General features: G+C 63.2%; 27 protein-coding genes. 15 read left to right on the plus strand and 12 right to left on the minus strand.

The window, feature by feature from the left end; genetic code table 11:
- Positions 1-366: 366 nt before the first annotated feature.
- The 6 genes from H7A77_RS03955 to H7A77_RS03980 all read left to right on the plus strand — a co-directional run bounded on the left by H7A77_RS03955 (position 367) and on the right by H7A77_RS03980 (position 6,082).
- Positions 367-1,425, plus strand: a complete 1,059-nt coding sequence (locus H7A77_RS03955; protein WP_182073851.1) for a fatty acid desaturase — start codon at positions 367-369, stop codon at positions 1,423-1,425.
- A gap of 13 nt (positions 1,426-1,438) precedes the next feature.
- Positions 1,439-2,368, plus strand: a complete 930-nt coding sequence (locus H7A77_RS03960; protein WP_033650522.1) for an ABC transporter substrate-binding protein — start codon at positions 1,439-1,441, stop codon at positions 2,366-2,368.
- 61 nt (positions 2,369-2,429) lie between these two features.
- Positions 2,430-3,590: an ABC transporter permease gene (locus H7A77_RS03965; protein ID WP_072628081.1), complete on the plus strand. Its 1,161-nt coding sequence runs from the start codon at positions 2,430-2,432 to the stop codon at positions 3,588-3,590.
- Positions 3,587-4,522, plus strand: coding sequence for an ABC transporter ATP-binding protein (locus H7A77_RS03970; protein WP_047572208.1), 936 nt, complete (start codon positions 3,587-3,589; stop codon positions 4,520-4,522). The genes H7A77_RS03965 and H7A77_RS03970 overlap by 4 nt, the downstream gene beginning before the upstream one ends.
- Positions 4,519-5,292 (plus strand): ABC transporter permease, encoded by a 774-nt coding sequence (locus H7A77_RS03975; RefSeq protein ID WP_046896907.1) that lies wholly within the window; start codon positions 4,519-4,521, stop codon positions 5,290-5,292. The genes H7A77_RS03970 and H7A77_RS03975 overlap by 4 nt, the downstream gene beginning before the upstream one ends.
- Before the next feature lie 28 nt (positions 5,293-5,320).
- Positions 5,321-6,082 carry a phosphate/phosphite/phosphonate ABC transporter substrate-binding protein gene (locus tag H7A77_RS03980; protein WP_080273377.1) on the plus strand — a complete coding sequence of 254 codons (762 nt, stop codon included), beginning with the start codon at positions 5,321-5,323 and terminating at the stop codon, positions 6,080-6,082.
- A 6-nt stretch (positions 6,083-6,088) separates the two neighbouring features.
- On the opposite strand, the gene H7A77_RS03985 is transcribed toward H7A77_RS03980, so the two are convergent.
- From H7A77_RS03985 to H7A77_RS03995, 3 genes are all read right to left on the minus strand, one after another.
- Positions 6,089-6,808, minus strand: coding sequence for an SDR family oxidoreductase (locus H7A77_RS03985; RefSeq protein WP_033650527.1), 720 nt, complete (start codon positions 6,806-6,808; stop codon positions 6,089-6,091).
- A gap of 106 nt (positions 6,809-6,914) precedes the next feature.
- A complete protein-coding gene (locus H7A77_RS03990; RefSeq protein WP_033638702.1) occupies positions 6,915-7,292 on the minus strand; it encodes a MarR family transcriptional regulator in 378 nt (125 codons plus the stop codon).
- A 2-nt stretch (positions 7,293-7,294) separates the two neighbouring features.
- Positions 7,295-7,660 (minus strand): DUF6516 family protein, encoded by a 366-nt coding sequence (locus H7A77_RS03995; protein WP_182073852.1) that lies wholly within the window; start codon positions 7,658-7,660, stop codon positions 7,295-7,297.
- Positions 7,661-7,758: 98 nt separating this feature from the next.
- On the opposite strand from H7A77_RS03995, the gene H7A77_RS04000 reads away from it, so the two are divergent.
- Positions 7,759-8,670, plus strand: coding sequence for a LysR family transcriptional regulator (locus tag H7A77_RS04000; RefSeq protein ID WP_182073853.1), 912 nt, complete (start codon positions 7,759-7,761; stop codon positions 8,668-8,670).
- Here H7A77_RS04000 and H7A77_RS04005 read toward each other — a convergent pair.
- The 4 genes from H7A77_RS04005 to H7A77_RS04020 form a co-directional block, all read right to left on the minus strand.
- Positions 8,658-8,834 carry a hypothetical protein gene (locus tag H7A77_RS04005; RefSeq protein ID WP_004939348.1) on the minus strand — a complete coding sequence of 59 codons (177 nt, stop codon included), beginning with the start codon at positions 8,832-8,834 and terminating at the stop codon, positions 8,658-8,660. The two genes, H7A77_RS04000 and H7A77_RS04005, sit on opposite strands and share 13 nt — an antisense overlap.
- 103 nt (positions 8,835-8,937) lie before the next feature.
- Entirely contained in the window at positions 8,938-9,861 is a 924-nt protein-coding gene (gene yedA / locus H7A77_RS04010; protein ID WP_033650530.1) for a drug/metabolite exporter YedA, read from the minus strand.
- 108 nt (positions 9,862-9,969) lie between these two features.
- Positions 9,970-10,464 carry a DUF2878 domain-containing protein gene (locus tag H7A77_RS04015; RefSeq protein ID WP_046896911.1) on the minus strand — a complete coding sequence of 165 codons (495 nt, stop codon included), beginning with the start codon at positions 10,462-10,464 and terminating at the stop codon, positions 9,970-9,972.
- Between the two features lie 177 nt (positions 10,465-10,641).
- Positions 10,642-11,295 (minus strand): metalloregulator ArsR/SmtB family transcription factor, encoded by a 654-nt coding sequence (locus H7A77_RS04020; protein ID WP_033642364.1) that lies wholly within the window; start codon positions 11,293-11,295, stop codon positions 10,642-10,644.
- 103 nt (positions 11,296-11,398) lie between these two features.
- Here H7A77_RS04020 and H7A77_RS04025 point away from each other — a divergent pair, with 103 nt between their 5' ends.
- The 3 genes from H7A77_RS04025 to H7A77_RS04035 all read left to right on the plus strand — a co-directional run bounded on the left by H7A77_RS04025 (position 11,399) and on the right by H7A77_RS04035 (position 14,078).
- On the plus strand, positions 11,399-12,853 hold the full coding sequence (locus H7A77_RS04025; protein ID WP_182073854.1) for an MFS transporter: 1,455 nt from the start codon (positions 11,399-11,401) through the stop codon (positions 12,851-12,853).
- A gap of 134 nt (positions 12,854-12,987) precedes the next feature.
- Positions 12,988-13,557 carry a helix-turn-helix domain-containing protein gene (locus H7A77_RS04030; RefSeq protein ID WP_033642366.1) on the plus strand — a complete coding sequence of 190 codons (570 nt, stop codon included), beginning with the start codon at positions 12,988-12,990 and terminating at the stop codon, positions 13,555-13,557.
- A gap of 2 nt (positions 13,558-13,559) precedes the next feature.
- Entirely contained in the window at positions 13,560-14,078 is a 519-nt protein-coding gene (locus H7A77_RS04035) for a GNAT family N-acetyltransferase (protein ID WP_172756124.1), read from the plus strand.
- A 3-nt stretch (positions 14,079-14,081) separates the two neighbouring features.
- Here H7A77_RS04035 and H7A77_RS04040 read toward each other — a convergent pair whose 3' ends face one another.
- From H7A77_RS04040 to ompC, 3 genes are all read right to left on the minus strand, one after another.
- On the minus strand, positions 14,082-14,912 hold the full coding sequence (locus H7A77_RS04040) for a 5'-nucleotidase, lipoprotein e(P4) family (RefSeq protein ID WP_049866662.1): 831 nt from the start codon (positions 14,910-14,912) through the stop codon (positions 14,082-14,084).
- 15 nt (positions 14,913-14,927) lie between these two features.
- Positions 14,928-15,776, minus strand: a complete 849-nt coding sequence (locus tag H7A77_RS04045; protein WP_042783961.1) for a GNAT family N-acetyltransferase — start codon at positions 15,774-15,776, stop codon at positions 14,928-14,930.
- A gap of 179 nt (positions 15,777-15,955) precedes the next feature.
- Complete coding sequence (gene ompC, locus H7A77_RS04050; protein WP_033637639.1) at positions 15,956-17,053, minus strand: porin OmpC; 1,098 nt, start codon at positions 17,051-17,053, stop codon at positions 15,956-15,958.
- A 240-nt stretch (positions 17,054-17,293) separates the two neighbouring features.
- Here ompC and H7A77_RS04055 point away from each other — a divergent pair, with 240 nt between their 5' ends.
- The 4 genes from H7A77_RS04055 (at position 17,294) to dinG (ending at position 21,053) form a co-directional block, all read left to right on the plus strand.
- On the plus strand, positions 17,294-17,950 hold the full coding sequence (locus H7A77_RS04055) for a glutathione S-transferase family protein (protein ID WP_182073855.1): 657 nt from the start codon (positions 17,294-17,296) through the stop codon (positions 17,948-17,950).
- A gap of 123 nt (positions 17,951-18,073) precedes the next feature.
- Positions 18,074-18,406, plus strand: coding sequence for a carboxymuconolactone decarboxylase family protein (locus tag H7A77_RS04060; RefSeq protein ID WP_042783964.1), 333 nt, complete (start codon positions 18,074-18,076; stop codon positions 18,404-18,406).
- Positions 18,396-18,788, plus strand: coding sequence for a tautomerase family protein (locus tag H7A77_RS04065; protein ID WP_042783965.1), 393 nt, complete (start codon positions 18,396-18,398; stop codon positions 18,786-18,788). The genes H7A77_RS04060 and H7A77_RS04065 overlap by 11 nt, the downstream gene beginning before the upstream one ends.
- Positions 18,789-18,854: 66 nt before the next feature.
- Positions 18,855-21,053 carry an ATP-dependent DNA helicase DinG gene (dinG, locus tag H7A77_RS04070; protein WP_182073856.1) on the plus strand — a complete coding sequence of 733 codons (2,199 nt, stop codon included), beginning with the start codon at positions 18,855-18,857 and terminating at the stop codon, positions 21,051-21,053.
- Here dinG and H7A77_RS04075 read toward each other — a convergent pair whose 3' ends face one another.
- Positions 21,054-21,488: an Lrp/AsnC family transcriptional regulator gene (locus H7A77_RS04075; protein ID WP_042783967.1), complete on the minus strand. Its 435-nt coding sequence runs from the start codon at positions 21,486-21,488 to the stop codon at positions 21,054-21,056.
- Positions 21,489-21,624: 136 nt separating this feature from the next.
- On the opposite strand from H7A77_RS04075, the gene H7A77_RS04080 reads away from it, so the two are divergent.
- On the plus strand, positions 21,625-22,533 hold the full coding sequence (locus H7A77_RS04080) for a DMT family transporter (protein WP_182073857.1): 909 nt from the start codon (positions 21,625-21,627) through the stop codon (positions 22,531-22,533).
- Between the two features lie 3 nt (positions 22,534-22,536).
- Here H7A77_RS04080 and prpR read toward each other — a convergent pair whose 3' ends face one another.
- Complete coding sequence (prpR, locus tag H7A77_RS04085; RefSeq protein WP_182073858.1) at positions 22,537-24,138, minus strand: propionate catabolism operon regulatory protein PrpR; 1,602 nt, start codon at positions 24,136-24,138, stop codon at positions 22,537-22,539.
- Positions 24,139-24,147: the final 9 nt, after the last annotated feature.

Genomic DNA, 24,147 nt, shown 5'->3' on the forward strand with positions numbered 1-24,147 from the left:
CGTTTGTCGTAGCCGACCCGCCCGACAATGCAGACGCGGCGAGGGTATCCGCGTAGCGGACAGACGGTGTTAAGCGAAGGCGCGGGTGGAGGGGCCGCGCCTTCGGCCCCTCCAATTGCCGTTCATTGTAGTAACAGAGAAATGCGGAACATTTACGGCAATTCAGGCTACACAAAACACACAAAGATGGGATAAAAAATGCCAGTCAGGTTTAACTGACAGATATCACCGCCTGCGCGGCCCGTTTTTTCGCTTTGACGCGTACGCAACCCGCTGAATTTTCACTTAGCTTTGCCATTTTCGTTATTTTGAACGTCACTGCGGCTCACGGATACTGGGGAGAAATCCCCAACCGCGAGCCGCAGCATGTCCCACGCCCACTATTTGCACCCCGAACAACGCGACCGGATCCGGCGGCTTTATCAGCGTTGGTACTGGCGGCTGGAACTGCCCACCTGGGGGATCATGGCGGCGGTGTACGGTGGCTGGTTTGGCGTGGCGCATTATTGGCAGGCGCTGGGCCCGTGGCTTGGCACGCCGCTGCTGATCCTGCTGACCACCGGGTATATGTCGCTGCAGCATGAGCTGATCCACGGCCATCCGACGCGCCGGCCGCGCGTCAATCAGCTGTTCGGCCTGTTGCCGCTGGCGGTGTGGTATCCCTATGGGCTGTATCGCGATTCGCATCTGCGCCACCATCGCAATGAACACCTGACCGATCCGCACGAAGATCCCGAAAGCTACTACTTCAGCGCCGCGCAGTGGCGGCGTTATCCCCGCCTGTTGCCGCTGCTGGCCGCGGTGCGCAATACGCTGATCGGCCGGGTGCTCCTCGGCCCGGCGCTGGATATCGCCGCGACCCTGGCCGCGACGGTGAAGGCGCTTGCCGGTGGCGCATGGCGCGCCTGGGCGATGTGGCTGGTGCACCTGTCGTTGTTGGCGGCGCTGCTGCACTGGCTGCAGACGCAGGGTATCGGTACGGCGTTTTACCTGTTGGCCATCAGCTATCCGGCTCTGGCGCTGACCAAGGTAAGATCGTTTTTTGAGCATCGCGCCGTGGACGCACCGCAGGCACGTTCTATTATTAATGAGGCGGGCTGGCCGTGGCGGCTGTTGTTTCTCAATCTGAACTACCATTTAGTGCATCACGATCTGCCCGGCCTGCCCTGGTATGGTTTGCGCGAAGTCTATCTGGCGGAACGCGAAGCGTATCAGCGCCGCAGCCAGGGATTTGTCGCGCAAGGCTACGGCGAGTGGCTGCGCGATTACGCGCTGACGCCGATCGACGTCGGCGTGCATCCGCTGAGCGCCGGCGAACGGCGGGAGGAACGCGGCGCCCGGCCGAAGAAAAAATTTATTGCGCGCTGGAAGCGCGTTTCTCAGGATTTTCCAACCGAACTGGCCCATGAGCCGGAAAACATATAACCAGAGGAAAAGTATGGCAATCACCTTATCACGCGGACGTTCCTTTGCCATCGCGCTGGCTCTGCTGGCCACCGGCGGCCTGGCGCAGGCGGCCGACTCGGTACGCGTCGGCTCCAAGATCGATACCGAAGGTTCGCTGCTCGGCAACATCATCGTGCAGGTGCTGGAAGCCAACGGCATCAAAACCACCAACAAACTGCAGCTCGGCACTACCAAGGTGCTGCGCGGCGCCATTACCTCCGGCGAGATCGACATTTACCCGGAGTACACCGGCAACGGCGCGTTTTTCTTCTCTGATGAGAAAGATCCGGCATGGAAGAACGCCCAGGCCGGCTTCGAGAAGGTGAAACAGCTCGACTACGACAAAAACAAAATCGTCTGGTTGGACGCGGCGCCGGCCAACAATACCTGGACTATCGCCATTCGGCAGGACGTGGCGGACGCCAACCATCTCAAAACGCTGGCGGATCTCGGCAAGTGGATCAACGGCGGGGGCAAGTTCAAGCTGGCGGCCTCGGCGGAGTTTATCGAGCGGCCGGATGCGCTGCCGGCGTTCCAGAACGCCTACGGTTTCAAGCTGAATCAGGATCAGCTGCTGTCATTGGCCGGCGGCGACACGGCGGTGACCATCAAGGCGGCGGCGGAGCAGACCTCCGGCGTCAATGCGGCGATGGCCTACGGCACCGATGGCCCGGTGGCGGCGCTGGGGTTGCAGACGCTGGCGGACCCGAAAGGCGTACAACCCATCTACGCGCCGGCGCCGATCGTGCGCGAAGCGGCGCTGAAAGCGCACGCCAATCTGCCTGAACTGCTGAAGCCGGTGTTCGCCTCGCTGGACGGGCCGACGCTGCAAAAGCTCAACGCGCAGATCGCCGTGGAAGGCCAGGACGCCAAACAGGTGGCGGCCGCTTACCTGAAAGAGAAAGGATTTGTTAAGGGATAACGCCGAGGTGCCCCCTCTTGCTACGGAAGAGGGGGAAAACCGATGGCGCCGGAGAGTTTCTTTGACTATTGCCGTAAAACATCGCGTGTTGTTAACGCTGTTCGTGCTGTTGCTGCTGGCCGCCTTCGGCCTGCCGTTCCTCAGTTATGCCCCCAATCGTCTGCTGTCGGGTAAAAGCCTGTCCTTATTCTCCCTGTTGCACGGCCCGGCGCTGTGGCTGCTGTTGCCGCTGGCGGCGTTGGCGATCCTCAGCCTGTTGCCGCCGACGCGGGGGCGTGCGCTGTTGACGGCGCTGGCCGCCTGCGGAGTGCTGACGCTGGTCTTTTGGATCGGCGGACAGGCCGCTGAACGCCTGGCGCAGGAGGGATCGCGCCTGGCGCGCACCTCTTGGGGCAGCGGTGCCTGGCTGACGATGGCGCTGAGCCTGCTGATCGCCGCCGACGCGATGACGCGCCTCACCGCGTCGCATCTGCGGCGAATGCTCGGCAACGCGCTGGTGCTGGTGCCGCCGGCGCTGCTGCTGTTCGGGCATCAGCTCGATCAGCTGTCGCTGCTGAAGGAGTATCACAATCGCCAGGAGGTGTTTGACGCCGCGCTGCTGCAGCACCTGACCATTCTGCTGGCGACGATGGCGCCGGCGCTGGCGATCGGCGTGCCGCTCGGGGTGCTGTGTTTTCGCTCCGAGCGCTGGCAGAGGCCGATCTTCTCCGCGCTGAACATTATCCAGACCGTGCCTTCCATCGCGCTGTTCGGCCTGCTGATCGCGCCGCTGGCGGGGCTGGCGGCGGCGGTGCCCTGGCTGGCGGAACACGGCGTCAGCGGCATCGGCATGGCGCCGGCGATCGTGGCGCTGGTGCTGTACGCGCTGTTGCCGTTGGTGCGCAGCGTGGTGGCGGGGCTGCAGAGCGTGCCGGCCGGGGTGATTGAATCCGCCACCGGCATGGGGCTGACGCGCGGGCAGATCTTCCTGCGCGTGCAACTGCCGTTGGCGTTGCCGCTGTTCCTGACCGGCGTGCGCATCCTGGCGGTGCAAACCGTCGGCATGGCGGTGGTGGCGGCGCTGATCGGCGCCGGCGGCTTTGGCGCCATCGTGTTTCAGGGGCTGCTCAGCAGCGCGCTGGATCTGGTTCTGCTGGGGGTGATCCCGGTGGTCATGATGGCGGTCATCGTCGATTCGCTGTTTAAATTTTGGGTTTCAATCCTGGACGTATCGCGCCGATGATTCACTTTGAGCAAGTCAGCAAAATTTTTCAGGGCAAGCCGGCGGTGGACGATCTCACGCTGCACATCGCCGAGGGCGAATTCACCGTGTTGATCGGCACCTCGGGTTCCGGCAAGTCCACGACGTTAAAAATGATCAACCGCCTGATCGAACACGATCGGGGCAAGATTCTCTTTGCCGGCGAAGAGATCCAGTCGTTTAAACCGCAGGATCTGCGGCGGCGCATGGGTTATGCGATCCAATCGATCGGCCTGTTTCCACATTGGACGGTGGAGGAGAACATCGCCACCGTGCCGCAGCTGCTGAAATGGCCGCGCGCGCGCATTCGCGATCGGGTGACCGAGCTGCTGGAGCTGTTGCATCTGGAGCCGGATCTGTTTCGCCGTCGCTACCCGCACCAGCTTTCCGGCGGGCAGCAGCAGCGGGTGGGGGTGGCGCGCGCGCTCGCCGCCGATCCCGAGGTGTTGTTGATGGACGAACCGTTCGGCGCGTTGGATCCGGTCACCCGCGCGGCGCTGCAGGCGGAAATCGCGCGTATTCATCAGATCTCGGGCCGTACCATTGTGCTGGTGACGCACGACATCGACGAGGCGTTGAGCCTGGCGGATCGTCTGGTGCTGCTCGATCAGGGGCGGGTGGTGCAACAAGGCACGCCGCTGACGCTGTTGACCGCCCCGGCCAACGACTTCGTGCGTGACTTCTTCGGGCGCAGCGATCGCGGCATCAAGCTGCTGTCGCTGGGGACGGTGGCGGAGCGGGTGCGGCCCGGTGTCGCCGGGGGCGAACCGATCGCCGCTGCCATGAGCCTGCGCGAGGCGCTGTCGGTGTTCGTGGCGCGCGGCAGCGACTGCCTGCCGGTGGTGGATGAACGGGGCGAAGCGTTGGGGGTTCTGCACTTCCACGATCTGATCGCCGGGCAGGCGCTGTCATGAGCGGGCGTCTCTGGCGCCTGCTGCGCGATCCGCTGCCCTGGACGCTGGCGCTGCTGTTGGCGCTGGTGTTCGGCATGGATCATCTGCGCGGTCTGTTTGCCGCCTGGTTCCCCGATCTGGACCGGCCCATTTATCAGCAGGACAGCTTTATCGCGCTGGTGGGGGCGCACCTGTCGCTGGTGGCGATCTCCAGCCTGATTGCGGTGGCTCTCGGCGTGGCGGCGGGCGTCGCCGTGACCCGACGCGGCGGCCGGGAGTTTCGTTCGCTGCTGGAAACGGTGGTGGCGGTGGGGCAGACCTTCCCGCCGGTGGCGGTGTTGGCGGTGGCGGTGCCGGTGATGGGCTTCAGCGAGCAGCCGGCGATCATCGCGCTGGTGCTGTACGGCTTGCTGCCGATCCTGCAGGGCACGCTGGCGGGCATCGAATCGGTGCCGCCCGCCACGCGCGAGATCGCCCGCGGCGTGGGGATGAGCGCCTGGCAAATACTGTGGCGGGTTGAACTGCCGCTGGCGGCGCCGGTGATTGTCGCCGGGATCCGCACGTCGGTGATCATCAACATCGGCACGGCGGCCATCGCTTCCACCGTCGGTACCAAAACGCTCGGTTCGCCGATCATCATCGGCCTGACCGGGTTTAACACCGCCTATGTGATCCAGGGCGCGGCGGTTGTGGCGTTGTTGGCTATTATCACCGATATGCTGTTCGAACGTTGGGTGCGTTATCTCACCGCCTGGCGTCAGCAGACGCTGGCGGCCACTCCGGCGGGGTAAGGGGGAAATGATGCAGGTGTCTCTACCGATGTACGGCGTTGGCCGGGAGCAGGCCGACGCTTTCTGGCAGGTCTTGCGCGGCAAGCTGCTGCGGCTGGGGCTGCCGGCGGCGCCGGAACGGCTCAGTTGGCCGGACGATTTGGCGCAGCATTGGCGGCGCGAGGATCTCTTGCTCAGCCAAACCTGTGGTTATCCGTTGGTCAGCAGCCTGCCGCAGGTGCAGCTGATCGGAACCTATCATTATCGGGTGGAAGGGTGCGACGGGCCAAATTACCGCAGCTGGCTGGTGGTGCGCGCGGGCGACTCCGGCGAACGGCTGGCGGATTTTCGCGGCCGGACGGTGGCGTATAACAGCACCGATTCCCAGTCCGGCTACAACGGCTTGCGCGCGCTGATCGCGCCGCTGGCGCAGGACGGGAAATTCTTCGGTGCGGCTATCGCCTCCGGAGCGCATTATCAGTCGCTGAAACTGATCCGCAGCGGGCAGGCGGATATCGCCGCCATCGATTCCATCAGCATGGAACTGCTGCGCCGCGCGCAGCCGCAGGCGCTGGAGGGGCTGAAAATCATTGGCCGCACGGCGGCGGTGCCGGGTTTGCCGCTGATCACCGCAGCCGGCACGCCGCCGGAACAGGTGGACATCCTGCGCGCCGGCGCCCGAGCGATGCTGGATGAGGCGGTCAGCGACCGCCTGCTGATCGGCGATTTCAGCCTGGTGCCGCGCTCGGCTTACCAGATTATCACCGTGCTGGAGCAGCAGGCAGCCGCACAGGGCGTAACGGCGCTCTAGCCGCCGTTACAGCAGGCCGCCGCCGTCGATGTCGATCACGCTGCCGGTGACGAAACCGTTCTCCATCGCCAGCAGGTAACCCGCTGCGACGTCGGCCGCCTGGCCGATCCGGCCGACCGGCAGACTGACGCTCACGCGCTCGAACAGCGCCTGACGCTGCGCGGCGCCCATGCCGCCGTAGGCTTCGGTGGCGGTGATGCCGGGGCTGACCACGTTCACCCGCCGCGGCGCCAGTTCCTTCGCCAGCTGTTTACCGACCGCTTCCAGCGCGGCATTGATGCCGGTTTTGATCAACTGACCGCCGAGGTATTTGCGCGACAGCTGGCCGGAGGTCAGAGTGATGGAGCCCTGCGGCGCCAGCGTCGGCAGCGCGGCCTGCACCGCGCGCAAGCTGCCCCAGAATTTGACGTTGAAGTCGGCCTGCGCCTGCTCAAAAGCAGTCTCCGCCAGCGGTTTCGCCTGCACCAGCGGCCCGGCGGTGATCACCAGATGGTCGAAAGCGCCGACGGCGGCAAACAGCGCATGCAGCGACGCTTCATCGGTCAGATCGGCCTGCATCAGATGCAGCGCGTCGTTTTTCTCCCCGGCGTGGGGAAGGCGGCGCGAAGCCAGCACCACTTCAGCGCCGCGCGCCGCCGCCGCGTAGGCCACCGCGGCGCCAATGCCGCTGGTGCCGCCCAGGATCACCAGCTTTTGTCGTTTCAGGGGGGAGTCAGGAATTGTCATGTTAAGGCCTCTTTTTAGGTAAGTTTCAACGGGATCTATCTTTCCTGATTGAAAATCACCTAACAATCGGCCTTGCTGACAAACTCTTATTAATATTTTTTAAAGATCATGCGGCGCTAAAGCGGGCGTTTAGCTTCTGATCCACGATGATTTCGAAATCGGTAAACAGCGCTCGGGGTTTCACTGAACGCCCCTGTTTTTCCAGTGCCACCAGGCCGTGCCCGCTCAGCGTTTTCAGCGTGGTGGACAGATTGCTGACCTGGCGCCCCGACAGTTCGGCCAACTGGCTGATGGTCTCGGGGCGGGCAGTGTCGATCAGACGCAGCAGGGCAATATTCTCGTTGCTGAGCACCTGGGCCAGCGCAATCATTGACGTAAACCACACTTTGGGCTCACGTTCCTGTGGCTGGTATTCCCCTTTTGCGATCGCCAGTGTGCGCTTGCGAATCAGTTCTTCAGGCATCACGCCAATCAGTGCTTTCATCATCAACCTCGGTTTTCTCTCTTGCGTATGACTTCGTCTATCCGGGTAAAAAAATCTTCCACCAACTGATAGGCGGAATGAAACTCGTAGGGTGAGCCTTTGTCCGTCGGGGAGTCATGTTGGTGATCGTAAATGACGCGGCCCGAAAATTTACCTTTGCGGGGTGTTTTAATGGCATGCGCGTTGTCTATGCCAAAAACCCGGGTATTGTGGTTATCATGCAAGGTCAAATTGTAACGGATGCCGTGAGGGATAAAGGCCGTTTGGGTCACCGTCCAAGCCTCGATTTTCCACCAATAGCCATCCTCACGATTGACCCGCGTGCCATGCAGGCTAAGGATGTAGTCCAGTCCGTTGTGTTCATCCATTGATCAAAGCTCCATTTATTATGATTTAATCATAACTGTTGGGCATTTTATCGTCAATCCGATACGCCGTGAATCCGGCTCTCTAAGAAGGGAAATACATGACCTCATTTGTCGATCTCGAGGTGTTTGTCCGCACGGTGGACAGCGGCAGTTTTTCCGCCGCGGCGCGCGCGCTGGACATGACGCCGGCGGCGGCCAGCATTGCGGTGAAAAGGCTGGAGCAGCAGTTGGGCGCGCGGCTGCTGGTGCGCTCCACCCGCAGCCTGAGGTTAACGGAGGAGGGGGCTCGCTATCTCGACAGCGCACGCCTGGCGCTGGGCGCGTTAGCCGAAGGAGAGCAGGCGATCCGCGAGAAGCATCAGGGGCTGTCCGGGGTGCTGCAGATTTCCGCGCCGTCGGATTTTGGCCGCAATTTGCTGCTCTGCTGGCTGGATGAGTTCCGCCTGCAGCATCCGCATATTCAGCTGCAGCTTCTGATCAACGATCGGCAGGCCGACCTGTTCCGCGAACCGGTGGATGTGGCGTTGCGCTTCGGGCCGCTGGCCGACTCTTCGCTGGTGGCGCTGCCGATCTTGCCGCAGCATCGGCGGTTGATCTGCGCCAGCCCGGATTACCTGCGGCGTCACGGCGCGCCGCAAACGCCGGCCGATCTGGTTCGGCACAGCATTCTGGTGTATCAGCCCAGCGGCAAACGGCAGGTGGAATGGCGGCTGTGGCGCGGTGAGGAGGGGGTCGAAGTGCCGCTGAACGGCAGCTATTTTACCGATGACGGCGAGGTGGCGCGGCGCTGGGCGCTGGCGGGGCACGGCGTGGTGCGCAAGTCGGCGATCGACGTGGCGGCCGACATTCACGCCGGGCGGCTGGTGCAACTGTTGCCGGAATGGCGCAGCGACGCGGTGCCGATCAATCTGGTCTGCCCGCATCGTTCGCAGGTGTCGGAACGCGTTAGGCAGCTGCAGCGCTTTTTACAGCAGCGCTGCCAGCGTTGGATGGACGATCACTTGGCCTGAAGGGTTTCGGTTTGCGCCGGCGTGGCGGCGGTATCCCCGGCAGGCGCGCTTTCTTCGTGCGGGGTGGTGGAACGGGTGTAGATGTTCAGCCCGGCGAGGAATACGCCGCCCAGAGAACCGAAGGCGCACAGGGCGATGACGATGACGAACGCTTTTTTCAGCATAGGAATAATTTCGCAGGTTGCTTGGAACAGCGGGAATTATAGCCCCTTCGCCGGGTGAAACAAGAATCGTTTTTAACGGCGGCCCGCAGACCGCCCTTTGTGATCACCGCCGTTCGCAGTCGATGGCCTGTACGTTGGCCGGGCGGGCGAACAGGTATTTTCCCAGCGTCACCAGCACCACCGCCGCCACGATGATCACCAGCGCCAGCCACTCGCGCGGCGCCAGCGATTCACCGGCAAAACCGATGCCGAGCAGCACCGCCACCACCGGGTTGACGTAGGCATAGCTGGTGGCGACCGCCGGGCGCACGTTCTTCAACAAGAACATATAGGCGCTGATCGCCAGCATCGAACCGAAGACGATCAGATAGCCCAGCGCCAGAAAGCCGCCGGTGCTCGGCATCTGAACGAGGCGCTCGCCGCTCAGCTGGCTGGCTGCCAATAACACCACGCCGGCGACCAGCATCTCCGCCGCGCCGGCCATCGGCCCGGCCGGCAGCGAGATGCGCGATCCCAACACCGATCCGAAGGCCCAACTGGCCGACGCCAGCAAAATCAGCAGCGCGCCGGTCGGATTGCCCACCAGGTTGTTGCCGGTATTAAGCAGCACGATGCCCACCAACCCGAGCGCGATGCCGGCCCATTCCAGCTTGGTATTGCGCATGCCCCACAGCAGGCTGAAGCAGAGGGTGAACAGCGGCACCGTCGCCACCATCACCGCCGCGATGCCGGACGGCACGTGTTGGTGTTCCGCCACCGTCACCAGGCCGTTGCCCACCGCCAGCAGCAGAATGCCGATGGCGCCGGCGGCCAGCCACTGCTTCGGCGTCGGCAGCGCGTGGCCGCGCCAGGCCAGGAAACTGAACAACACGATGCCGGCTAGCAGAAAGCGAATCCCGGCCATCATCAGCGGCGGCCACTGTTCGACGCCCAGACGAATGACGAAATAGGTGGAACCCCAAACGATATATAACGTGAACAACGCCCCGATCAACGGCAGGACGCTACGGCTTTGTTGGCTAAGCATAGGATTGTATTTTGCGGGAATGATTATTATTAGAATGCTCAGTAAACCCGATCGGGCAACCGATAAGCAATGGCCTGCGGCATTATTTTTCCGGCGGCCGAAAGCCGTTCAATGGCCTTGCTGTTTCCACTGCAGCCAACTGACGGCCGGCAGATAAATCGACCAGCCGATGGCCAGCAGCAGCAGCATGAACTCCGGCGGCACGCCGGGCAGCAGGGCGTCCAGTTTCCAGGACACGGCGTAGGCGAAGGGGCCGAGGGCGGCGCCCAATACCGCCAGCGGCCAGGGCGCCGCTCTGACCACGTCCAATAGCCAATACCACCAGCAGCCGAAGCCGATCCACAGCGCGATGGTCCAGAGCGGCAGGCCGTGTTGCCCGCTGTAATGCAGCACGCCGCTGTAGCTCCACAGACCATCCATGCCGATGCCGCCCAAGGCGGCCAGGGCGGCGCCCTTGCGGCGGGCGGCGGGGGTAAAGATCAGCGCCAGCGCCGCACCGGCCAGCAGTATGCCGTTGAGCCGATCGCGAGTCAGCAGCGCCAGCAGCCAGCAGACGCCCAGCCCCAGCGTCGCCAGCCAGAATCCGGCATGCGGCTTCTTCATCGTTCAACTCCCGTGGGGTTACTCTGCCGCCGTGCGCAGCGCGCCGACGGAGGTGTCAGAACGGGCGCGGGGCCCGTTGTTTGCCTGAATATTCGATAATTCAACCTTAGAAGGGAAGGTGCGGGGTGCACAAGCAGAATAATCTGTACCGGTTGAAAACGCGGGCAAAAACCGGTGTTACAAGAGAGAAATCCGGTAGGCGCAGCGGCGAGAGCCGGCCAGAATGTGTTCGGCGCGCTCCACCTGCGCCTGCAGCACTTCGGTGAAGATGCTCAGCTCAGCGCGGCAGAAGCCCTGGCAGACGGTGGCGGCGGCGCAGATCGGGCAGTGGTTTTCCACCAGCAGATAGGCGCCGTCTTCCTCCTGACGCCATTCGGCCATATACCCTTCGCGGCAGCGGATCTCGGTGAGACGCGCCACGCGTTCGCGCAGATCGGTGGCGCCGATCATCGCCTGCTTGTAGTTGATGCGGTTTTCCTGCTCACGGGTCTCGATCAGCAGGTCGATCGCCTGTTCACCCAGCTTGTCGCGCACGGTGCGCAGCAGCTGCACCGTCAGATCCGCATGGGTGTCCGGAAAGCGTGCGTTACCGGCGGCAGTCAAATGCCACAGCTGCACCGGGCGGCCCACGCCGCGCGTTTCCGCGATCGCTTCGACCAGCCCCTCTTTCGCCAGCTTGACGAACTGCTGGCGGGCCGCTTCACCGGTGGTGCCGAGCACTTTTCCTGCGTCTGAGGCTTGCTGCGGGCCGCGGGTCTTCAATAGCGTCAGCAAACGGTCACTGACCGATTGTGCGGTGCTGCCGCCATTTTCCAAGTTTATTCTTGACATATTTCTCCGCCTCGCCCTAACTTATTCCAAGATAACTCTTGTTAAATTTAACGCAATCTCATGACCAACTCAATGCCATTCCTCTGAAAACAGGACAACAACCGTGATAACCCATGATGATAGCCGCTGGAGCGACCTTTTCTCCGGCAAAAATGCGGCCAGTGCGATCGCGCTCTCGCTTGGCGTGGCGCTGCATGCCATCAATATTCTGGTCGCCACCACCATTCTGCCCTCGGTGGTGCAGGATATCGGCGGTCTGGATCTCTATGCCTGGAACACCACGCTGTTCGTGGTGGCGTCGATCCTCGGCTCCGCGCTGTCGGCCCGCTTGCTCAGCGGCTACGGCGCGCGCAACGCCTATCTGGTCGCTTCGCTGTTTTTCATCGCCGGAGCGGGGCTGTGCGCGCTGGCGCCGAGCATGCCGGTGATGCTGATCGGCCGCACGGTGCAGGGGTTCGGCGGCGGGCTGATCTTTGCGCTCTCCTACGCGATGATCAATCTGGTGTTCGAGCAGCGATTGTGGCCGCGCGCCATGGCGCTTATCTCGGCGATGTGGGGCATCGCCACGCTGGTCGGCCCGGCGGTAGGTGGCATTTTCGCCGAGTTGCACGCCTGGCGTTGGGCCTTCGGCATTCTGCTGCCGATCATGGCGCTGTACGCCGCGTTTACCTTCCTGATCCTGCCCAAGGGCCAGGCGCAGCAGGCGGCCGCGCCGCTGCCGACCGCGCAGCTGCTGTTGCTGACCGTGGCGGTGCTGGTGGTGTCCGCCGGCAGCCTGGCGCACAGCGTCTGGATCAACCTGGCGGGCATCGCGCTTTCGCTGGTGCTGATGGCCTGGCTGATGAAGCGCGAGGCGCGCTCGCGCGCGCGCCTGTTGCCGCACGGTGCGCTGCGGCGCGGCTCATCGTTGGCGGCGCTCTATATTACGGTGTCGTTGCTGGTGATCGGCATGACCAGCGAAATCTTCGTGCCCTATTTCCTGCAGTTGCTGCACGGCCAGTCGCCGCTGATCTCCGGCTATATCGCCGCGACCATGGCCGCCGGCTGGACGTTGTCCGAAATCCTCAGTTCCGGCTGGCGCGGGGCGGGCATTCGCCGGGCGATCGTCAGCGGGCCGCTGTTCGTGCTGGTGGGCCTGCTGGCGCTGGCGATCCTGATGCCGACGCCCTCCGGCGGTCACTGGCAGGCGCTGACCCCGATCGTCATCGCGTTGTCGCTGGTGGGATTCGGCATCGGCTTCGGCTGGCCGCATCTGCTGACGCGCATTTTGCAGGTGGCGCCTGAAGCGGACAAAGACATCGCCGGCGCCTCGATCACCACGGTGCAGCTGTTCGCCACCGCATTCGGCGCGGCGCTGGCGGGGATGATCGCCAACCTGGCGGGGCTGAACGATCCGGGCGGCGCGGTGGGCGCGGCATCGGCGGCGCGTTGGCTGTTCCTGGCGTTCGCGCTGGCGCCGCTGCTGGCGGTATTCAGCGCCTGGCGCTGCTGCGCGATCGCGCCGCCGGCCGCCGAGACGGGCAATTTTGTACCCAACCCGTCCTCGCGCGAGTGCTAGAACGCTTCTCCTCATTCGGCGATGTTTGCGGTGATCCTGGCGTTATTCCTGCGCGACATTGTTAAAATTCGCTTGCTATATCTCTAATTTGAGATTATTTCTCTTATATGGGATTTTCAAGCGGAGTGTGAACGATGGATAACGGTCTGGACAATGCCGACCTGAGGTTGGCGCAGCGGCTGGCGGATTTGCGCCAGCAACGGGCGTGGTCGCTGGAGGAGCTGGCGCAGCGCACTGGCCTTAGCCGGGCGACGCTCTCGCGGGTGGAGCGCGCCGAGACCAGCCCGACGGCGTCGTTGCTGAACCGGCTGTGCGCCGCCTATGGGTTGACCATGTCGCGCCTGCTGAGCGAGATCGAAGACGAGCCGCCGGAGCTGTTGCGGCCGCAGCAGCAACCGGTGTGGGTCGATCGCGCCAGCGGTTTTCACCGTCGCTCTGTTTCTCCCCCCGCTGCGTTGTATAAGGCTGAATTTATCGAAGCCCGGCTTGATGCCGGCGCGCAGATCGATTACGACCTGCCGTCGATTCCGGCGCTGGAGCACCATCTCTGGCTGCTGTCCGGGCAGCTGGAGTTGACGCTGGAAGGGCGTGTTTTTCGGTTATCATCCGGCGACTGCCTGCGCTACCGCCTGTTCGGCGCCTCCCGTTTCCATGTCCCCGGCGATGAGCCGGCCCATTACACCCTCGTTATTTGCAGGCCATAGCCATGATTGAATTGCAACAGTGGGACGCCGGCGCGGCGCAAAGCGCCATTGCCGAATTGGCCGAAATGCTGCACGCCAGCGTGGCGCACGGCGCCAGCATCGGTTTTGTCATGCCTTTCACGCTGACGCAGGCGCAGGCGTTTTGGCAGGGGTTGCTGCCGGCCATCGCGCGGGGAGAGCGTGCGATGCTGGTGGCGCTCGCGAACGGCCGGCCGGTCGGCACCGTGCAGCTGTTACTGGCGATGCCGGACAACGGCCGTCACCGGGCGGAAGTGGTCAAGCTGATGGTGCACCCGCAGGCGCGGCGGCAGGGCGTCGCCCGGCTGTTGATGCAGGAAGTGCAGGCGCTGGCGGCGCGTCATCACCGCAGCCTGTTGGTGCTGGATACCCTGAGCGGCAGCGCGGCGCAGGGGCTGTACCGTCAATTGGGGTTCGAGGCGGCGGGCGACATCCCGCAATACGCCCGCGCCAGCGACGGCGGGGCGTTGGAGGCCACCTGCTATATGTACAAACTGCTGTGAGGGTTAGCGCCCGCGCCAGGCCTTGATCGCCTGTTGGCGCACCTGCAGCTTCTGTTGCGGCGTCAGCTTGTTGTAGTCGCGAGCCAGGCCGCTTTCCCAGTCGCCGTACATCGGGTTGGGCAGCACGATGAATTCGGTGCCGAACTTGGCCTGGTTCTTGCTGACGAACGCCCGGCGCTGCGCATTGTCCTGGTGGTAAGTCGCGGCGCCGAAGTCGTTCAGGTTGTCGCCCGCGTACACCACGATGTCATAGCCGGCTTGTTTGATGGCGTCGAAGCGCGCCTGTTTATTGGCGGTGTCGGTGCTGAGCAGCACGGTTTTTGCCGACAGGCCGGTGAAACCGAGCTTCTGCATGTTGGCCACCGTGGCGGCGTAGTCGCTCTGTTTACGGTTCGACACGTAGAACATGGTCCCCTGATGGGCGTTAACATAGCGGGCGAACGCCACTGCGCCCGGCACCGCGGCGGCCTGTTCGGCCTGCGTCCATTTGGCCCAAGTCGCGCCGTCGTACGGTCGGCCCTGCTGCGCCTGCCAGCCGGAGTAGGCGCTGTTATCCAGCATGGTTTCATCCAGATCGACCACCACCGCCTTTTTACGGCCTGGCGCGGCCCTGGCCTGATCGAAGGCGCGCTGCGCGCTGTTGAACGCCTGATGCGCCAGCGCCTGGTATTCGCCGGACTGTTGGAACCAGTTGACCGCCAGCACCGATTGATCCGCCAACCGCTGCTGGGCCTGCGCGTCGGCGTGCGGCGGCTGTGCGCAACCGGTCAAGGCCAGCAGCGCGACGCCCATCGCCGCGCCGAGGGTGAGTGTGCGTACCTGTTTTCCTGCCATTGTTATCTCTCTTTTTTATTGTGGACTGTCCAGCAGCATATCCATCTCGAACTGACGCAGGGGATCCTGCCGCCAGCCAAGATGCGTAAAGAAGGGGGCGGCCACCTCGGGCACAAAAACGTTGGCGGTCAGCGGCAAAGGGGCGAACTGCGCTTGCAGAGCGGCCAGCAAGGCGCGGGCATGCCCCTGGCCGCGATGCTGCGGCGGCACGTAGATCAGGCGCAGCCAGCAGTGCTCGGTACCGGGCATCACCACGGCGTAGGCTTGGCGTTCGAGGGTATAAGCGCGCGGTTTGCCCGGCAGTTTGAACAACGACTCGGGGGCGATCAGCCAGGGCAGGTCGGTGGCGCCTTCCGCCGTCAGGCGATGGCTGACGGTCAGCGGATCGACCGCCTGCAGCACCGCCTTGCCTGGCGGCACGGCCGCCGGCGCCTGATGGCCGGTCAGGGTGCGCACGATGCGCAGCCCGGCGCGGTGGTACAGCGCCAGCGCGGCTTCGTTGCCTTCGATCACTTCCAGCGACAGCCGATGATCGCCGCGCTGACGGGCATCCGCTACTACCCGCTGCATCAGCGCCTTACCCAGCCCCTGACCGCGCATCTCGGGGCGTACGGAAAAGGCCGCGATCCGGCTGTGCCGGCCGCGGCGGGCGATCAGCGCCACCGCCACCGGTTCATTGCGATGGGTGACGATCAGGCTGTCGTTCAGGCTGAGATCTTCGGCTCCGAAGCGGGCGGCGAAGGTCGGCCCGTCGAGGACGAAACGCACGATGTAGTTTTCAAAACAGTGGTTGAGGATGTTCGCCAGTTCGTCGCTGCTGTAGCGCACGGCGTTGTGATAGTTAAACCGACCGTCGTTATGCATGGCTGATTCCGCTCGGGGGAAAGCTATACATGTAGACCCGTTTGTTTGGCAAGGCAAGCGGGGGCATTCGCCGGCGGGGAAAATAAAAACAAAAAAGCCGGACGCAGCCGCCCGGCGAAATAAAACTCTGGGTATCAAGTGACGCTAAAGTTTGCAGTGGTGGTTATTCATTCATCACATCAGAACTGATAGGTCAGGGCGACGGCAATCACGTTGTCGTCTTTCAGACCCAGCTTATTATTGCTGTCGAGCTGGTTGATTTTATAATCCACATAGGTCGACATGTTCTTGTTGAAATAGTAGTACGCGCCGACGTCGATATATTTCACCAGGTCGGTATCGCCGATGCCTTCAATATCTTTACCCTTCTGCTGAACGTAGCCCAGCGATGGACGCAGACCGAAGTCGAATTGATATTGCGCAACCAGTTCCAGGCCTTCGGCTTTATTGGCGAAGCCGCTGACGGAAGTGGAGCGGTTATTGATGGTGGCGGTACCGGAAATTGGCGCGATGTTGCGGCTTTCCGAGTAGGTCGCGGCCAGGTAGACATCGTTATTGTCATACTTCAGACCGGCGGCCCAGATATCGGCCTTGTCGCCTTTACCGAAGGTGCCCGCTTTCTGACTGGCGGTGCGGTTGGAAGAGGCATAGGCGGCGCCCACGCTCAGGCCGTCGATGATTTCATAGCTGGAGGAAAGGCCCCAGCCGTCGCCGTTCGCCTTGCTGGCGGAGCGGCCGTCGTTTTCGTTCTTGCCCTGATACTGGACGGCGAATTTCAGGCCGTCGACCAGACCGAAGAAGTTGTTATTGCGGTAGGTGGCGACGCCGTTGGTGCGGCCGTTCATGAAGTTGTCGGTTTTGACGTATGCGTCGTCGCCGAATTCAGGCAGCATATCCGTCCAGGCGCCGACGTCGTAAATAATGCCGTAGTTGCGACCGTAGTCGAAAGAACCGAGGTCTTTATATTTCAGACCGGCGAAGCCCAGACGCGTTTTAGTGTCTTTGGTGCCGTCGGATTCAGAATGGTTAGCGGCGATCTGATATTCCCACTGGCCGTAACCGGTCAGCATATCGTTAATCTGAGTCGCGCCTTTAAAGCCGATACGGACGTAGGTTTTATCGCCATCGTTGCCGGCATCATCGGAGAAATAATGCAGGGCTTTCACACGACCGTAAAAATCGAGCTTGTTGCCGTCTTTATTGTAGATTTCTGCTGCCTGTGCCGCTTGCGCAAGTAAAAGTGCCGGAATAATAACGGCCAGAAGATTACGTTTCATGGGTTACCCTGCTTTATTCGATTAAAAGACGCTATCATCAGTTGCATTGCTGCTTTACTGTGCCGTCCGGTTGTTGGCGGCGGAGAATTTTTACCGTAGTAATGTGATCTATTTATGACAAAAAATTCATTTTCATGTCGAACGATTAAAAAAGTCGCGCAAAGGGTGAATTTTTTCTGCAACCGACGGTCTGCGGCTGGTCTACAGTTACCGATAGCCTGATCGGTTTCCGGAGGAATCATGCACGATACTTATACATTGTTCGGTACGCAGGGGTGTGGCTCGACCATCGTGGCCGCCGCGTTGGTGCTGACCGCGTTCCCCTGGGGCTACGAGGAAGTGGATTACACCCAGGACGGCCCGGAGCGGGATCGCCTGTTGGCGTTGAACCCGCTCGGTCAGGTCCCCACTCTGGTGCTGCCTGATGACGAAGTGATGACGGAGAGCGCGGCGATTATCCTGCTGCTGCACGATCGCGCGCCGCACGCCGAATTGGCGCCGTCCGGCGGCTCGCCGCTGTTGCCGCGCTTTTTGCGCTGGCTGTTGTTCATCAACGCGGAGATTTATCCCACTTTCACCTACGCCGACCATCCGCAGCGCTGGCAGCCGAAAACGGAAGGGGCGGAACAGCTGAAAAACGCAGTGATGAGCTATCGCGAGCGTTTATTGCGGCAGTTGAACGCCGCCGCCGGCGCCGCCGGCCCGTGGTTTCTCGGCAAGAGCTTCAGCGCGCTGGACCTGTACGTGGCGGTGATGTGCAACTGGCGGCCGGGGCGCGCGTGGTTCCGGCAACACTGCCCGCGGCTTTACGCCATCGCCGAACGGGTGGAGCAGCGGCCGGAGCTGAATGCGCTGCTGAGCGCCCATTTCGACGGCGTTGCGCCGCTGGAATCGTGACATCTCCCCGCCGCCGGCGGGGAACCCTCCCGTTTTTCTGAACCGAGACTGCCGAAAATCCCGATTTTCACTCGCCTCGTCGGCGGGTAGCGTAAGGCTATCCGCAACTGACAGGAGAGTGTGATGCAATCAGAATCCCGGGCCGGACAACAGGCGTTCGGCGATATCGCCCCCAAGCTGGCGCAGCTCAGCGACAGCGTCTTGTTTGACGATGTCTGGCAGCGGCCAGAGCTGAGCCCGCGCGAGCGCAGCTTGATCACCGTCGCCGCGCTGGTGGCGCTCAACCGCCTGGAGCAACTGCCGTTTCATCTGCAGCTGGCGCAGCGCAACGGCGTGGCGCATCAGCAGCTGGCTGAGCTCATCACCCACCTGGCGTTTTACGCCGGCTGGCCCGCGGCGGCGTCGGCCGTGGCGCGCTTGCGCGAGCTGGAACCGGAGGCGCCCCATGCCGTTTAGCCGCATCGCCCTGCATCAGGGCAAATCCGCCGACTACCTGCAAACCTTGTCCGACAGCCTGCATCAGGCGCTGGTGGAGGCCTTCGAGGTGCCGCCGGCGGACAAATTTCAGGCGATCGATCAATACCGCCCCGGTGAGCTTATCTACGATCGCGATTATCTCGGCGGGCCGCGCAGCGCGGATTTCGTGCTGTTTTACATCACCGCCGGGCGGCCGCGCGACAGCGACACCAAGCGGCGTTTTTACCGGCGGTTGGCGACGCTGCTGGCGGAGAACCTGCGGCTGAACCCCGAGGATGTGATGGTGGTGATCGCCACCACCCAGTTGGACGAGTGGTCGTTCGGCGGCGGTCGCGCCTCGATGATCGATCCGCAGGCGTAACTCGGGCTGACGCCGCCGGCGGTCTGTGGGACAATAGCGCCATCATTTCGTTTAGATAAGAGTTGAATGGCGCTCTCCTCCGCAGTTAAAGATCAGATTGGCCAGTGGTACAAAGCCCTGCAGCAGCAAATACCGGATTTCATTTCCCGCGCGCCCCAGCGTCAGATGATCGCCGAGGTGGCGAAGACGCTGGCCGGCGACTACCCGCGCCATCTGGCGATCGAGGCGCCGACCGGCGTCGGCAAAACGCTGTCTTACCTGATACCGGGCATCGCCGTCGGGCGGGCGGAGAGCAAACCGCTGGTGGTCAGCACCGCCAACGTGGCGCTGCAGGATCAGATCTACAGCAAGGATTTGCCGCTGCTGAAGAAGATTATTCCCGATCTGAAATTTACCGGCGCCTTTGGCCGCGGGCGTTACGTCTGCCCGCGCAATCTGGCGGCGATGAGCACCGACGTTAGCCAACAGGGCGATCTGACGCTGTTTCTCGACGACGAGCTGGCGCCGTCCAGCGGTGAAGAGCAGGCGCTGTGTCAGAAGCTGACCAAGGCGCTGGCCCGCTTTGAGTGGGACGGGCTGCGCGATCACTATCAGCAGAGCATCGACGATCCGCTGTGGGCCAAGCTGAGCACCGACAAGGCCAACTGCCTGGGGCGCAACTGTCACTACATTCGCGAATGCCCGTTCTATATCGCCCGCAAAGAGATCGAGAGCGCCGACGTGGTGGTGGCCAACCACGCGCTGGTGATGGCGGCGCTGGAGACGGAATCGGTGCTGCCGAACCCGAAAGAGCTGCTGCTGGTGCTGGACGAAGGCCACCATTTGCCGGAGGTGGCGCGCGACGCGCTGGAGATCGACGGGGAAATCACCGCGCTGTCGACCAACCTGCAGCTGGACATGATCGTGCGCCAGGTCGAACAGTGCATGACGCAGTACCGGCCGAAGAATCCGCCGGGGCTGGCCAACAGCGAACGGCTGAAAAACCATTGCGAGGAGCTGCGCGAGCTGGTGCAGATCTTCGAGCATCAGGTCAGCGCCTATCTGCCCGGCGACAGCGTGGCGGCCGAGCACCGTTTTGAAATGGGCGAGCTGCCCGCGGAGATGGTGGAGAGCTGCGCGCGGCTGTTCAAACTGACCGATGCGCTGCGCGGGCTGGCGGAGTTCGTGCTTAACGATCTTACCGAACAGACCGGCAAGCACGACATCATGCGTCTGCACCGCTCGATCATTCAGATGAGCCGCACGCTGGGCTATCTGGAGGCGATGAGCAAGCTGTGGCGGCTGGCGGCGCTCGACAAGTCGTCCAACGCGCCGATCTCCAAATGGGTCACGCGCGAACTGCGCGATAACGTCACCCATCTGTATTTGCACTGCGTCGGCATTCGCGTCAGCGATCAGCTGGAAAAGCTGCTGTGGCGCAAGGTGCCGCACGTGGTGGTCACCTCGGCCACGCTGCGTTCACTGAACAGCTTCGCGCGTTTGCAAGAGATGAGCGGGCTGAGCGAGAAGGCCGGCGATCGCTTCGAAACGCTCTCATCGCCGTTCAATCACGTCGAACAGGGCAAGATTGTCATTCCGCAGATGCGCTACGAACCGGCGCTCGCCAACGAGGCGGAGCACCTCGAGGAAATGGCGCGGTTTTTCCGCGCCGAGCAGGCGAGCGGCAAGCACAAAGGCATGCTGATCCTGTTCAGCAGCCACCGGGCGATGCAGACTTTCCTCAGCTACGTGACCGATCTGCGGCTGATGCTGCTGGTGCAGGGCGACCAGCCGCGCTACCGGCTGGTGGAAGAGCACCGCAAGCGGGTGGAGAAGGGCGTCGCCAGCGTGCTGGTGGGGCTGCAATCGTTCGCCGAAGGGCTGGATCTGAAAGGCGAACTGCTGACCCAGGTGCATATTCACAAAATCGCGTTCCCGCCGATCGACAGCCCGGTGATCATCACCGAAGGCGAGTGGCTGAAATCGCTGAAGCGTTATCCGTTCGAAGTGCAGAGCCTGCCGAGCGCCTCGTTCAACCTGATCCAGCAGGTCGGCCGCCTGATCCGCAGCAACCAATGTTACGGCGAGATCGTGATCTACGATCGCCGGCTGTTGACCAAAAACTACGGTTCGCGGCTGTTGGCGTCGTTGCCGGTGTTCCCGATTGAGCAGCGCGCGGTGCCGGAGCCAGACAAGGCGCATCTGGCGGCGCTGAAATCCGCCGCCGACGCGACTAAAAAAGAGAAGAAGCGCGGCAACCCGTTCGCCCGCAAACGGCGGCGTTGATCAGAGCAGCGGCGGCAGGCGGCGCTTGACCGGCGTGGTTTTCACGATCGAGGTGTTGCTCTGCGCGTGTTCGGCCAGCCGATCGAGGGTGTGGTCGAGCTGTTCCATCGAGTGCGCCACCAGCCGCACGATAAAGCAGTCTTCGCCGGTCACCTTATCGCATTCGACCACTTCGGGGATCGCCTGAATCAGCTGTTCGACCTTCTTCAGCATGCCCGGCAGCGGCTTGATGCGCACCAGCGACTGAAAGGCGTAACCCACCGCCTGTAGATTGACGTTCAGGGTATAGCCCTGGATCACGCCGCTTTCCTCCAGCCGCCGCAATCTTTCCGACGTGCTCGGCGACGACAGGCCCACCTGCGCGCTCAGCGTCTTCAACGATGCGCGCGCATCTTCCGCCAGAATGGTCAGGATTTGGCGATCGATATCATCCATAACGCCTCCGTTAGGTGTTTTCTTGATTGTAGCTGCGAGAAAAAGGCAGTTAAGCATATCTGCCTTTTTTATGCTATGGAAAGCCGCCCTGCGAAGCCGCAAGCTATGTCTCTGGGCAAGCTTTGAGGAACGCAGAATGAATGCAGAGATAAAACGCGGCTCGCTGGAGATGGCGGCGGCGATGCTGATTTCCGGCTCCATCGGCTGGTTTGTGCTGATGTCCGGCCAGCCGGTGGTCAACGTGGTGTTTTGGCGCTGCGCGGTGGGGGCGCTGGTGCTGCTGGCGGTGTGCGGCGCGCTGGGCCAGCTGCGCCGCGATGCGCTGACGCGCGCCACGCTGCTGCTGGCGATCGCCGGCGGCGTCGCGCTGGTGATCAACTGGCTGCTGCTGTTCGCCGCCTATTCCTATGCCTCTATCTCCATCGCCACCGCGGTGTACAACACCCAGCCGTTTATGCTGGTGGGGCTGGGGGCGCTGTTTCTGGGGGAACGGCTGACCGCCCGCAAGCTGCTGTGGCTGGACTTGGCGTTCGGCGGCATGATGCTGGTGGTGCTGGCGCAGCCGCGGCAGGCGGGGGAGCAGAGCCATTATCTGGCGGGCATCGCGCTGGCGCTCGGCGCGGCGTTTTTCTACGCCCTGATGGCGCTGGCGGCCAAGCGGCTGAAGGGCACGCCGCCCCATCTTATTGCGCTGATCCAGGTAACGGTGGGGGCGGTGATGCTGCTGCCGCTGGTGGATTTTCATGCGTCGGCCAGCGTGGGGCAGTGGGGGATGCTGGCGACGCTCGGCGTGTTGCATACCGGCCTGATGTACGTGCTGATGTACGGCGCGTTGCAGAAGCTGCCGACCCACCTGATCGGCTCGCTGTCGTTCATCTACCCGATCGCCGCCATGCTGGTGGATCGCCTGGCGTTTGGCCACCGGCTGTCGGCATGGCAACTGCTGGGGACGGCGATCATCCTGCTGGCGGCGGCGGGCATGAACCTGTTGGGCGAGCGGCGAGCGCGACTGCTGCCGGCCTCGGACGGCCGGCGCGCCGGCTGATGCTCAGTGCGGTTTTTTCAGCCGGCGCCATAAAGTGGTGCGGCTGATCCCGAGCAACCGGGCGGCGGCGGCGTGGTCGCCTCCGCACCGCGCCAGGGCTTCGTGGGCGGGGACGGGCGCCGCCGGCGTCTCGGGCGGCGGCGCCACCGCCAGCTCCGGCAGCAGCCACTGCAGGGTCTCGCCGCTCGGCGCGACGCCGGTGCTCAGCATCAGCGCCACCCGCTCCATCATGTTGCGCAGCTCGCGCAGGTTGCCGGGCCAGGCGTAATGACCCAGCGCGGCGTAACACCCGGCCAGGGCGGCGCGCAGCGGCTCCGTCAGCGGCACGTCGAGCGCCGCCAGCGACTGTTTCAGAAAGTGTTCCGCCAGCATCGCGATATCGTCGCCGCGCGCCCGCAATGGCGGCAGCCGCAGCCGCAGGGCGCTCAGGCGGTAAAACAGATCGGCGCGAAAATCGCCCTGTTGAATCGCCTGCTCCAGGCGGGTGTGGGTGGCGCTGATGACGCGAAAGTCGACCTTTACCGGCTGTTGCCCGCCGACCCGGGTGATGGTTTTTTCTTCCAGCGCCCGCAGCAGCCGGGTTTGGAGGTGCAGCGGCATTTCGCCGATCTCATCCAGAAACAGGGTGCCGCCGTTGGCGGTTTCCAGCAGCCCGCGTCGGCCGCCGCGCCGTGAACCGGTGAAGGCGCCTTCCTCATAGCCGAACAGCTCCGCCTCCAGCAGCGATTCGGCGATGGCGCCGCAGTTGATGGCGACGAACGGCGGCGTCGCGCCCCTGGACGGCGCGCCGCGCCGGGAAAAGTATTCGCGGTGGATCGCCTGCGCCGCCAGCTCTTTGCCGGTACCGGTTTCGCCTTCGATCAACACCGCCGCCGGCGAGCGGGCGTACAGCATGATGGTGCGCCGGGTCTGTTCCATCTGCGGGGAATCGCCCTGTAAATCGCTCAGCCCATAGCGCGGCTGCAGGGTATCGCGTGCGGCGTAATCGCCGCCGCGCTTGGCGCCGCCCAGCATCAGGCGCGTTACGTCCAGCGCATCGCTGAAGGCGGCGCGCAGGGTGGCGGCGGAATAGAGAAAAATGGCGGTGAGCCCGGCTTCTTCCGCCAGATCGCTGATGAGGCCGGCGCCGACCACCGCCTGAATACCGGCGGCTTTCAGCTCGGCGATCTGGCCGCGCGCGTCCTCTTCGGTGACGTAACTGCGCTGCTCCAGCGGCAGATCGAAGGTTTGCTGGAACTCCATCAGCGCGGGCAGGGGCGTTTTATAGGTGATGACGCCGATCCGGTCGGCGGTTCTGCGCGCCTGGCTCAGCGCCTGCAGCAGGTCGAAGCCGCCGGGCTTGACCAAAATGACCGGCACCGACAGGCGGCTTTTCAGGTAAGCGCCGTTGGAGCCGGCGGCGATGATGGCGTCGCAAGGCTCGGTAGCCAGGCGAGCGCGGATATGCTGCACCGCCTCCTCGAAGCCGAGACGGATCGGGGTGATGGTCGCCAGATGGTCGAACTCGAGACTGATATCCCGGAACAGATCGAACAGGCGGGTGATGGAGACGGTCCAGATCACCGGTTTGTCCGGCGTGCGGGACGGCGTGATGTGATCGCTCATGGTGGGTTA

It is taken from the genome of Serratia sp. ME47 (assembly GCF_903970925.1).
GTDB lineage: Bacteria > Pseudomonadota > Gammaproteobacteria > Enterobacterales > Enterobacteriaceae > Serratia > Serratia ureilytica.